Origin of the sequence: Metabacillus sp. YM-086 (genome assembly GCF_048059995.1) — a bacterium.
GTDB classification, from domain to species: domain Bacteria; phylum Bacillota; class Bacilli; order Bacillales; family Bacillaceae; genus Metabacillus; species Metabacillus litoralis_B.
The window spans coordinates 1-9,697 of the sequence record NZ_JBLUOI010000043.1; the positions used below are offsets into that span (position 1 = coordinate 1).

The following is a 9,697-nucleotide window of genomic DNA, read 5'->3' on the forward strand; positions in this document are numbered from 1 at the left end:
TCCGCATCCACAGCTTGCTATGGCATTTGGATTATCAATTGTAAAGCCGCCGCCCATCATTGATTGCTTATAATCAATGATTGTTCCATTTAAAATGGCCGCATCTTCTTTTTTAATAAGAATGGTCATATCATGTTGTTCAAGAACTTGATCTTCTTCCGTTATTTCATGCTCAAATCCCATTCCATATGAAAGACCACTACAGCCTCCACCTTTAACACCAACACGAAGATACGCATTTTCCTCTTCATGTTCTTTCATCATATCTTTTATCTGATAAGCAGCAGCTTCTGTAATTTTGACAATTTCACTCATCTGAATACCTCCTTGCTTTATGTGAAAGGATCATACTACTAGTATACAACTATTGTATGGACTCACTCAAATAATTGAAACGATAGATTATTTAATATAAAAGGTGCCAGTACAAATGACTTCTGCAGGACCTGTCATTAAAACATTTCCGTCATTTGTCCAATTAATCATTAGATCTCCTCCAGCGAGGTGCACAACCGTTTCTTCTCCTTGATTTGTATGTTTGTTTAACACGGAAGATACAACTGCTGCACAAGCTCCTGTACCACATGCCTGTGTAACTCCAGAGCCTCTCTCCCAGACTCGAAAATGCAGCTCATTTTTGGAAACAACTTCTACAAACTCTACATTTACTCCTTCAGGAAAACGAGGATCTTTTTCAACGATAGGACCAAGTGTTGTAACAGGTGCTGTATTTATATTATCCACATAGAAAATAAGATGAGGATTCCCCATTGAAACAGCTGTTACATCATATTGTTGTCCTGAGAATTCGATTGATTCTGATATGGTTTGCTCAGAACCCTCACCTTCCATTGGTATCTCTGCTTTTGATAAACGCGGTGATCCCATATCAATTGTTACGAGGTTAACTTGGTTATCCTCAACATGAATAGTTGCCTCAACAAGACCTGACAATGTTTCAATTTTAAATGTTTTCTCTTTAACTAAATTATGCTCAAAAGCGTACTTAGCAACACATCTTAATCCATTTCCGCAATTTTTCCCTTCTGAGCCATCATTATTAAAGATTCTCATTTTAACTTCCGCTTTATCTGAAGGACATATTAAGATAAGACCATCAGAGCCAATTCCTGTATATACATTTGAGACCTGTCTAGCAATGTCGGCTAATTGGCCTTCTTCGAGCTGTTCCTCAAAAGTATTAACATAAATATAGTTGTTTCCTAATCCGTGCATTTTTGTAAATTGAAATGAGTTCATTGTTATCCTCCAAATATCTTCATTTTTATTAGTATAAAATGTTGGAAATCTGAAAACAATATAATTATCCCCCGTTTTATAGAATAAAAGCTTCCTGTTATTCAGGAAGCTTTTATTTTTTTGACTGCTTCTAAAATTCTAAGATAAAAAAACTTTCTAAAAACCAATAGATTCTATACCAAAAAAATCCCATAAATATAATGACGAATAGTCCTTTTTACATAGTTTTCTGATATACTTTAGTTAAGTAGTACTACATGTCCACTCTTGACGAGACAAAGGAGTGATTCTTTATGAATAATGAACTACATCATTTGTATGATCGTAAAGTTAGTTGCTTAATGTGTAATACCAATTATAATACGAAAAAAGTACTTTCCAGATTTATTCGAGCACACCGGCACGATACGGACTTTTGTTCATATTACACTTCAACAGAAATCAATCCGCTTTTATATTATGTTTCTGTTTGTCCAAACTGCGGCTTTTCTTCCTCTGAGGAATGCTCAACTTATTTTCCTCCAAAGGCAAAAGAAACGATTCAACAAAAAGTTTGTGACAATTGGAATGGAAGAAATTATTGTTTTGAGCGTACCGTTGATACAGCGATAGAATCTTACAAGCTAGCCATTTACTGCGCTAGTATAAAAAAAGAAAATCATGTTGCACTAGCGGGACTCTATTTAAGATTATCGTGGTTATTTCGTACTGAAAAAATTAACCACGAGGAAGAGCAACGCTTTTTAAGGCTAGCTCTTGAAGAATATGTTCACTCTTATATGGTTGATGACTATTCTGGAACCCAGCTTTCAGAAATTAAGCTTCTTTATCTGATCGGAGACTTAAGCAGAAGGTTAGATCTAGTTAGCCAGGCAACACAGTATTTTTCAAAGGTGATAGAAAAACAAAAGGACACTCTTGAAAAAGGTATTGTTCAAATGGCTAAAGATCGTTGGGCAGAAATGCGTGAAGTAAAATCAAGTTAATGAAAAAACAGGCTGACCATTTATCGGTCAGCTTGTTTTTGGTTATAATTAGCTATGTCAAACTGCTTTATTACGTTCAAGTAGTACGATTAGACAAGTTTTTAAAACATAGGATTTTCCTCTAAAAACGTATATATATTTTCAACTAACTCATCTGGGTCATCTCCAGTTACAACTTCCCCATTTACCAGAGCATATAAAGAATGTCCACATTTGCCACAATAGCTTAAACATCCGTATTCAATAATATCTAAATTAGGGTCTTTTTCCAGCTTTTCTAACGCTGCCTGAGCCCCTTGTGCTAAATTACTTATACAAAATTCAATAATTGGCTTCATCTTAACACCTCTCTACTGCTTAATCCTAATAGGATTACAAATAAACGTCAAATTTTATTATACTCTATGGTATCTAGTAATAAATACTACAAGTAACAATTATGTGATGCTTTTTCGTCATTTTTTTAGTTAAAAAAACGAAATATGATTGTAAACACTAAACAAATAATTCATAATTGTGTTGTACCATAAAGGAAAAATTTTTTTAACACAAAAAGAAAACGTTTTTTTAGAGTAATATTGTTGTATCTTTTTATTATAATTTTTCACCTATACAGATAGGACTAGCCTTAACTAAACGTTTCCTTTTTAAAAATTTATTTCCTTATTATTCATTTTTATTTGGTCAGAAGAATAGAACATATTGTGTATATATTCTTGGCCTTGCATTTATAGTTTATTAAAAACGTGGGGAAAAAGGAGTATCAAAAATGAAGAACCTAGTCATACTTGGCGGAGGATATGGCGGTATGCGTGTACTGCTTCGATTACTTCCAAATCAATTGCCTGAAGATGTTCAAATTACTCTTATTGATAAAAATCCTTATCATTGTTTAAAAACAGAATATTATGCACTTGCAGCAGGTACTATTTCAGATCATCACATAAGGGTATCTTTTCCAGAACACCCTAGACTTCATTCCGTTTTTGGAGAAGTAACGTCTGTTGATCTTGAAAACAAACAAGTACAATTAAATGATCACGAGCCTGTTGCGTTTGATGACTTAATCATTGGTTTAGGTTGTGTAGATAAATATCATAACGTACCTGGAGCAGATGAATTCACTTATAGTATTCAAAGTATTGACCAGTCACGCGAAACCTACCAAGTGCTCAATAATTTAAAAGCAGATGCAACTGTGGGAATTGTTGGCGCAGGTTTAAGTGGTGTTGAGCTTGCCAGCGAACTTCGAGAAAGTCGAAAAGACCTTAACATTAAATTGTTTGATCGCAGTAAGCATATCCTCTCAAGCTTTCCTGAACGTTTAAGTAGTTATGTTGAAAAATGGTTCACAGAGCATGGTGTTGAAATTATTAGTGAAGCTAATATAACGAAGGTAGAACCAAACATTGTATATAATCATGATCAACCTTTTGAGTGTGATGCTATCGTATGGACAGCTGGAATTCAGCCGAATAAAGTTGTTCGAGATCTCCCAGTTGAAAAGGATAATCAAGGAAGAGTTGTATTAACTGTACAACATTTTATACCAAATCACGAAGATGTGTTTGTTGTTGGGGACTGCGCAAGTCTTCCACATGCCCCTAGCGCTCAGCTAGCAGAAGCGCAAGCTGAACAGATTGTCCAAGTACTATTAAAGAAGTGGAACAACGAACCTCTTCCAGAATCATTCCCACCTTTTAAATTGAAAGGTGTATTAGGTTCATTAGGGAAAAAGCAAGGCTTTGGACTTGTTAATGATAGACCTTTAATGGGCCGTGTACCACGACTATTAAAGTCTGGGGTACTTTGGATGTATAAATATCATAACGGTTAATTAGAAACACTCAAGTCTTAGGACTTGAGTGGTTTTATTTAGTTAGCTATATAACCATACTGTTCCATTTCTTCACAAATTACCTTTAAACGAGGACTTCCCTCACCTACCACCTTTCCCTCAATAACAACAAGTGGATAAAAGTAATCATCATTAAGAATCTTTTGGGCAAACTCCTGCTTATCGGGCTCTTCTTGTGGTTGGTCAATATCAATATATACGATCTTAAACGGTTGATTTTTATATTTTCGACTTAATGCAGCTTCTAACCACTCATATGTTTCTTTAGCTGATGGTAAATTCACACAGCTTGGACAAAGAACCTCTGCACCATACACACTAATTTCAACAGTCTTCATTTTCCTTCACCTACAGTCTTTTTCTTCATTGTAGTCGATATATTATTATCTTACCATCCTTAACAAGAACCTTGTTCAAGAATTCTTGAGGCTAGCTATAGATATTTGGGGTTAGGCTATTTTCATGACAGCATTTGGGTATACTTACTAATGAAAACAGGTTCCTTTCCCTTACCTTTAGTAAGATTATATGGTAATATTGGGTTTATTAAGCCTTAGAAAATTCAATCTTACGATTAGATTTTTCTCTTCATTTCAAATATAATATAGATAAGGAAAGGAGTCGATTATAATGACAACTGAAACAGCAATGCTTGAACAAGTACAGGAAGTATTAGATAAACTTCGTCCATTCTTGCTTCGTGATGGAGGAGATTGTGAATTAGTAGATGTAGAAGATGGTATTGTTAAACTTCGCCTTTTAGGTGCTTGCGGAAGCTGCCCAAGCTCAACAATCACTTTAAAAGCTGGTATAGAGCGTGCGTTATTAGAAGAAGTACCAGGTGTGGTAGAAGTAGAACAAGTATTCTAATGCAAAAAGACTGACATTTAGGTGTCAGTCTTTTTGATTCCATCTCCACTCTTGTATATGAGGAAAACTCGCCAATTGGCGAGTTTTTTATATACTCTTTATTTCCTGTACCTGCTCTACTCTACAGCCAACTAAATCAATATCTAGGCACTCTACATCACAATTTTTAAAATCATGAGCCAGCTTTTCTGCCAATTCACTTCCCTTGCCTCTTTCAATAAAGCAAATAACAGTAGGACCAGCACCACTTAATGCAGAGCCATAGGCTCCAAGTGCTTCGACCTTTTCTTGAACAGCTTGAATTTCAGGAATTAATTTTCCTCTATATGGCTGATGAAAAAGATCCTTGCTCATCATGTTACCTACTAAATGCCAATCATTCGTAAGTAGTCCTGCAATAAGCATATTACTGATCGCACTTGCTTCAACTGCTGTTTTATAAGCTAACTCTTGTGGTAATACATTTCTAGCATCGCTTGTAAATACCTCATATTTTGGTATGACGACAACTGCGTCAACATTCACTTCTTTAACACAAACCAGTTCTGTTTTGTCTTCTTGATGAAGCCCAACGACAAGACCACCATACAGAGAAGCTCCAACATTATCTGGATGTCCTTCTTCAAGGCTTGCAATCCGTAATTTTTCTTCATCTGTTAATTGAAGATCACAAAGCTGATTTGAAAGCTCAATACCAGCAATGATTGCTGCAGCACTGCTTCCAATTCCTCTTGCCATTGGAATGTCACTCCAAACCTTTACTTCACATGCTGGTAATGTTTGATTATATTTTTCTGCTACCTTAATCGCCACTTTGGCAATTAAGTTTTGATCATTTGTAGGGATGTCTTTTACATGGTCTGTCATCGGTAAGAAAATACGCTCATCTGCTTTTTTCACCTCTAGCGTTAAGTATTTCCCTAACGCTAGACCAACCGAATCAAATCCAGGACCTAAATTAGCCGTACTCCCCGGAACTGTAATTTTTAACATGTCCCCTTCAGTCATTGTACTGTAACTCCACTTAATTGCTGAAGGAATGTTTCTTCGTCATTTGGAAGAACAATCGGTTTAATTTCAGAAACATCAATAGCTGTGTTTGGATCTTTTAATCCGTTTCCAGTTAATACAGCTACAACCTTACTGCCTTCTGCAATTAAGCCTAATTTACGATGTTTGATTAAACCTGCAATAGATGCACAAGAACCTGGCTCAGCAAAAACACCTTCTTCACGTGCAATTAATTGATAGGCTTCTAAAATTTCCTCATCTGTTACTGAGTCAATACGTCCTTCAGACTCTTCCTTCGCTTTAACAGCTGTTTCCCAGCTTGCTGGATTACCGATACGAATAGCTGTAGCGACAGTTTCTGGATTTGCAATTGGCTCACCACGAACAATTGCAGCTGCTCCTTCTGCCTGGAATCCATGAATCTTTGGAAGGCCTGTTTGTTTCTTTTCGTTATACTCTTTGAAGCCTTTCCAGTATGCAGTAATATTTCCAGCGTTTCCGACAGGGATTGCTAAATAGTCAGGTGCACTGCCTAGCTGCTCACACACTTCAAATGCAGCTGTTTTTTGTCCTTCGATACGATATGGATTAACAGAGTTAACTAATGTAATCGGTAATTTTTTGCTAATATTTCGAACCATTGTTAATGCATGATCAAAATTACCTTGAATTGCGTAAATTTCCGCTCCATACATAACTGCTTGTGCTAATTTACCAAAAGCAATTTTCCCATCAGGAATAAGAACAATACACTTCATATTTGCTCTTGCCGCGTACGCAGCTGCTGCAGCAGATGTATTACCAGTAGAGGCACAAATAACAGTGTCACTGCCTTCTTCCTTAGCCTTTGCAACAGCCATAACCATACCACGGTCTTTAAAAGAACCAGTTGGATTTGTTCCCTCTGTTTTTACATAAAGCTCAACACCTAGCTTTTCAGATAGCTTAGGTAGATGAATAAGAGGCGTATTCCCCTCCTGTAAAGTAAGTTTTGGTGTATTTTCAGTTACAGGTAAAAATTCTGCAAATTCTTGGATAAGGCCTTTCCACATCATATTGATCCGTTCCCTTCTACACGATACGTGCTTTTAACTTCTTCGACTACTTCTAAGTCATTTAATTGCTGTAAAATATCTTCAAAATCACTTTGAGCTGCTTTATGTGTGACAATGACGATTTCTGCTAGGTTACTATTCTTAATAGGTAATTGAAGGATTTTTTCAAAGCTCACGCCTCTTTCTGAGAAAAGAGATGTAATATTTGAAAATGCTCCAACCTGATCCTTCGCACTAATTCTTAAGAAATGCTGAGCGTAAATATGCTCTGGACTTTTTAATTGTTTATCAAATTGAGGGTCAACAGCACTGCGGCCATTCACATTCAATCTCATATTTTTCATTACTCCAACTAAATCGGAAACTACCGATGTTGCCGTAGGAAGACTTCCGGCACCAGGACCGTAGAACATTGTCTCTCCAACAGCTTCACCATAAACATAAACAGCGTTGTACTCATCGTTTACTGCTGCAAGTGGATGTGTTTCTGGTAATAATGTTGGTTCAACAGACACTTCAATCTTTCCATTATCACGTTCTGCAATTCCAATTAGCTTCATTGTGTAGCCTAGTCGCTTACTGTAGCTGATATCATCATCAGATACACTAGAAATCCCCTTAACATTTACATCATCTAAATCAACATGCATGGAGAATCCTAGTCTTGCAAGGATTGCCATTTTTCTTGCTGCATCCAAGCCTTCTACATCTGAAGTTGGATCTGCTTCTGCAAAGCCTAAGTCTTGTGCTTCTTTTAGTACCTCATCATAGGCACTGCCTTGCTTTGTCATTTTTGTTAAAATAAAGTTTGTTGTACCGTTAACAATTCCCATCATCTTCGTAATACGATCTGAAGCTAAGCCCTCAGCAAGTGTACGTAGAATTGGAATACCACCAGCTACACTCGCCTCATAAAATAGGTCACAGCCGTTATCAGTTGCAATTGAAAGCAATTCTGTTCCGTAAACAGCCATTAAATCCTTGTTTGCCGTAACAACATGCTTTTTAGCCTTCAGTGCTTCAATGAGGTGTTTACGAGTTTCTTCAACCCCACCCATTACCTCAATCACAACATCTATCTCAGGATTTTTAATCACATCGTCCACATCTGTTGTAAGCATTTCTTTATCAATATGAACTTGTCTTTCTTTTTCTAACGTTTTTACGACAACCTTTTTAACCTTAACAGGGCAGCCTACTTGGTGCATAAGTTTATCTTGATGGTCTTCTATAATCTTTACAACACCACTACCAACCGTACCAAGACCTAAAAGTCCAACATGAATTGCCTCCACAATATCCCACTCCTTTTTGTTTATCTATAAAGTACAATTGTACTCTCATAAAAGACACAATGAATATACTTGTCATTATAAAATGTAAAGAACTGTTTTACAAGGGTGAATTTTCAGTTTTTATAATAAAAACGTTTTCAAGTTAAAAATACGGACATAATTAACCTTTTCTTCAAACATCATCAAATCGTTACTTTCGTTTTAGGTTCTTCTCCACTTAGAACAGCTTTAATATTCATTGCACAAAGATTCATCATTGAATATCTCGTTTCAAGACTGGCACTGCCGATGTGTGGAAGTGCCACAACATTGTTCAGTCCCACTAAAGGATGATCAGCCTGTATTGGTTCATGTAGAAACACATCAAGTCCTGCTGCTGCAATTTCTTTATTTACTAAAGCATGATAAAGGTCCTCTTCACTTACTACGGCACCTCTACTTGCATTAATGAAAATTCCTGTTTTTTTCATTTTCCTAAATGCCTCTAAATCAAATAGATTCTTTGTTTCATTTGTTAGTGGTGCAAGGCATACAACGAAATCAGCGGAACTTAATAGCTCATCAAACTGACAAAACTTTGCTCCTAATGTTGTTTCAGCTTCTTCATTTCTAGATCGATTATGATAAAGAATCTTCATGTCAAAACCAGTTGCCCGCTTCGCAACAGCTTGTCCTATTTTCCCCATTCCAACAATGCCGATCGTTTTATGATGAACATCGTGACCAGCTAAAAGAAGAGGAGCCCAGCTTTTCCATTGATTATCTTTTACATAATCCGCTGCCTCTATTAATCTTCGTGCTGATGCAAGTAATAACCCAAACGTTAAATCAGCTGTTGTATCTGTAAGGATATCAGGAGTATTGCATACAACTATCCCTTTTTCATTAGCATATTGTACATTAATATTATCAAATCCAACCGCTAAATTGGCCACAACTTTAAGCTGAGTTCCTTTGTCTAGTAACTCCTGATCAATTGAATCAGAAAGCATCGTTAACAAAGCATCTGCGTTTGTTACTTTTTCAAGCAGCACCTCTCTAGGGCATGGCTTCTCTTTCTCAGGCCACATTTCAACATCAGCTATTTCATAAAGTGGCTGCAGCTGTTCTTCTGAGCATTTTCTTGTTACATATATGTAAGGCCTTTTCATTTTCTCACCTCTTACGTTAGTTTAAGACAATATATATTTTACCATAATTTTCAATGGCTGCTTACTAGGGACGTAACCGATCGAAGTTTTTCCGGTTATCCTGAAGAATGGAACTCGGTTGGTGGATATAAGAGGAGTTTTTCCGGTTATCCTGAAGAATGGAACTCGGTTGGTGGATATAAACGGAGTTTTTCCGGTTATCCTGAAGAAT

Annotated in this window: 12 protein-coding genes; 3 read left to right on the plus strand and 9 right to left on the minus strand. The window is 36.5% G+C overall.

Going from position 1 to position 9,697, the window contains the following annotated elements; all coding sequences use genetic code 11:
• Together ACEWK1_RS17195 and dapF are read right to left on the minus strand one after the other, a co-directional pair.
• Window positions 1-315: HesB/IscA family protein (locus ACEWK1_RS17195; RefSeq protein WP_416636532.1), on the minus strand; the 315-nt coding region annotated here is incomplete at its 3' end.
• 87 nt (window positions 316-402) lie between these two features.
• Window positions 403-1,260 (minus strand): diaminopimelate epimerase, encoded by an 858-nt coding sequence (gene dapF / locus ACEWK1_RS17200; RefSeq protein WP_251402809.1) that lies wholly within the window; start codon window positions 1,258-1,260, stop codon window positions 403-405.
• A 293-nt stretch (window positions 1,261-1,553) separates the two neighbouring features.
• Between dapF and ACEWK1_RS17205 the strand changes: the two genes are divergently transcribed.
• The gene (locus ACEWK1_RS17205) at window positions 1,554-2,246 is read left to right on the plus strand and encodes a DUF2225 domain-containing protein (protein ID WP_251402813.1); all 693 of its coding nucleotides are present in this window, start codon (window positions 1,554-1,556) and stop codon (window positions 2,244-2,246) included.
• 101 nt (window positions 2,247-2,347) lie between these two features.
• On the opposite strand, the gene ACEWK1_RS17210 is transcribed toward ACEWK1_RS17205, so the two are convergent.
• On the minus strand, window positions 2,348-2,584 hold the full coding sequence (locus ACEWK1_RS17210) for a YuzB family protein (RefSeq protein ID WP_098795538.1): 237 nt from the start codon (window positions 2,582-2,584) through the stop codon (window positions 2,348-2,350).
• Window positions 2,585-3,015: 431 nt separating this feature from the next.
• Here ACEWK1_RS17210 and ACEWK1_RS17215 point away from each other — a divergent pair, with 431 nt between their 5' ends.
• Window positions 3,016-4,083, plus strand: a complete 1,068-nt coding sequence (locus ACEWK1_RS17215) for an NAD(P)/FAD-dependent oxidoreductase (RefSeq protein ID WP_121663312.1) — start codon at window positions 3,016-3,018, stop codon at window positions 4,081-4,083.
• A gap of 38 nt (window positions 4,084-4,121) precedes the next feature.
• Here ACEWK1_RS17215 and ACEWK1_RS17220 read toward each other — a convergent pair whose 3' ends face one another.
• Complete coding sequence (locus tag ACEWK1_RS17220) at window positions 4,122-4,442, minus strand: YuzD family protein (protein ID WP_121663313.1); 321 nt, start codon at window positions 4,440-4,442, stop codon at window positions 4,122-4,124.
• Window positions 4,443-4,734: 292 nt separating this feature from the next.
• Here ACEWK1_RS17220 and ACEWK1_RS17225 point away from each other — a divergent pair, with 292 nt between their 5' ends.
• Window positions 4,735-4,974, plus strand: coding sequence for a NifU family protein (locus ACEWK1_RS17225; RefSeq protein WP_078431298.1), 240 nt, complete (start codon window positions 4,735-4,737; stop codon window positions 4,972-4,974).
• A gap of 87 nt (window positions 4,975-5,061) precedes the next feature.
• Here ACEWK1_RS17225 and thrB read toward each other — a convergent pair whose 3' ends face one another.
• The 5 genes from thrB to ACEWK1_RS17250 form a co-directional block, all read right to left on the minus strand.
• Complete coding sequence (gene thrB, locus ACEWK1_RS17230) at window positions 5,062-5,982, minus strand: homoserine kinase (protein WP_121663314.1); 921 nt, start codon at window positions 5,980-5,982, stop codon at window positions 5,062-5,064.
• Window positions 5,979-7,037 carry a threonine synthase gene (gene thrC, locus ACEWK1_RS17235; RefSeq protein ID WP_121665088.1) on the minus strand — a complete coding sequence of 353 codons (1,059 nt, stop codon included), beginning with the start codon at window positions 7,035-7,037 and terminating at the stop codon, window positions 5,979-5,981. Before thrC ends, thrB begins: the two co-directional genes overlap by 4 nt.
• Entirely contained in the window at window positions 7,037-8,335 is a 1,299-nt protein-coding gene (locus tag ACEWK1_RS17240) for a homoserine dehydrogenase (protein ID WP_416636533.1), read from the minus strand. Before ACEWK1_RS17240 ends, thrC begins: the two co-directional genes overlap by 1 nt.
• Window positions 8,336-8,517: 182 nt before the next feature.
• Complete coding sequence (locus ACEWK1_RS17245; RefSeq protein WP_416636534.1) at window positions 8,518-9,486, minus strand: 2-hydroxyacid dehydrogenase; 969 nt, start codon at window positions 9,484-9,486, stop codon at window positions 8,518-8,520.
• 21 nt (window positions 9,487-9,507) lie between these two features.
• The coding region (locus ACEWK1_RS17250) for a hypothetical protein (RefSeq protein WP_416636535.1) at window positions 9,508-9,697 on the minus strand (190 nt) is incomplete at its 5' end.

What these genes read in the sequence shown, in the direction of transcription:
- dapF (WP_251402809.1), bottom strand. Translation starts at nt 1,260, where the DNA reads ATGAACTCATTTCAATTTACAAAAATGCACGGATTAGGAAACAACTAT.
- ACEWK1_RS17205 (WP_251402813.1), top strand. Translation starts at nt 1,554, where the DNA reads ATGAATAATGAACTACATCATTTGTATGATCGTAAAGTTAGTTGCTTA.
- ACEWK1_RS17210 (WP_098795538.1), bottom strand. Translation starts at nt 2,584, where the DNA reads ATGAAGCCAATTATTGAATTTTGTATAAGTAATTTAGCACAAGGGGCT.
- ACEWK1_RS17215 (WP_121663312.1), top strand. Translation starts at nt 3,016, where the DNA reads ATGAAGAACCTAGTCATACTTGGCGGAGGATATGGCGGTATGCGTGTA.
- ACEWK1_RS17220 (WP_121663313.1), bottom strand. Translation starts at nt 4,442, where the DNA reads ATGAAGACTGTTGAAATTAGTGTGTATGGTGCAGAGGTTCTTTGTCCA.
- ACEWK1_RS17225 (WP_078431298.1), top strand. Translation starts at nt 4,735, where the DNA reads ATGACAACTGAAACAGCAATGCTTGAACAAGTACAGGAAGTATTAGAT.
- thrB (WP_121663314.1), bottom strand. Translation starts at nt 5,982, where the DNA reads ATGACTGAAGGGGACATGTTAAAAATTACAGTTCCGGGGAGTACGGCT.
- thrC (WP_121665088.1), bottom strand. Translation starts at nt 7,037, where the DNA reads ATGTGGAAAGGCCTTATCCAAGAATTTGCAGAATTTTTACCTGTAACT.
- ACEWK1_RS17245 (WP_416636534.1), bottom strand. Translation starts at nt 9,486, where the DNA reads ATGAAAAGGCCTTACATATATGTAACAAGAAAATGCTCAGAAGAACAG.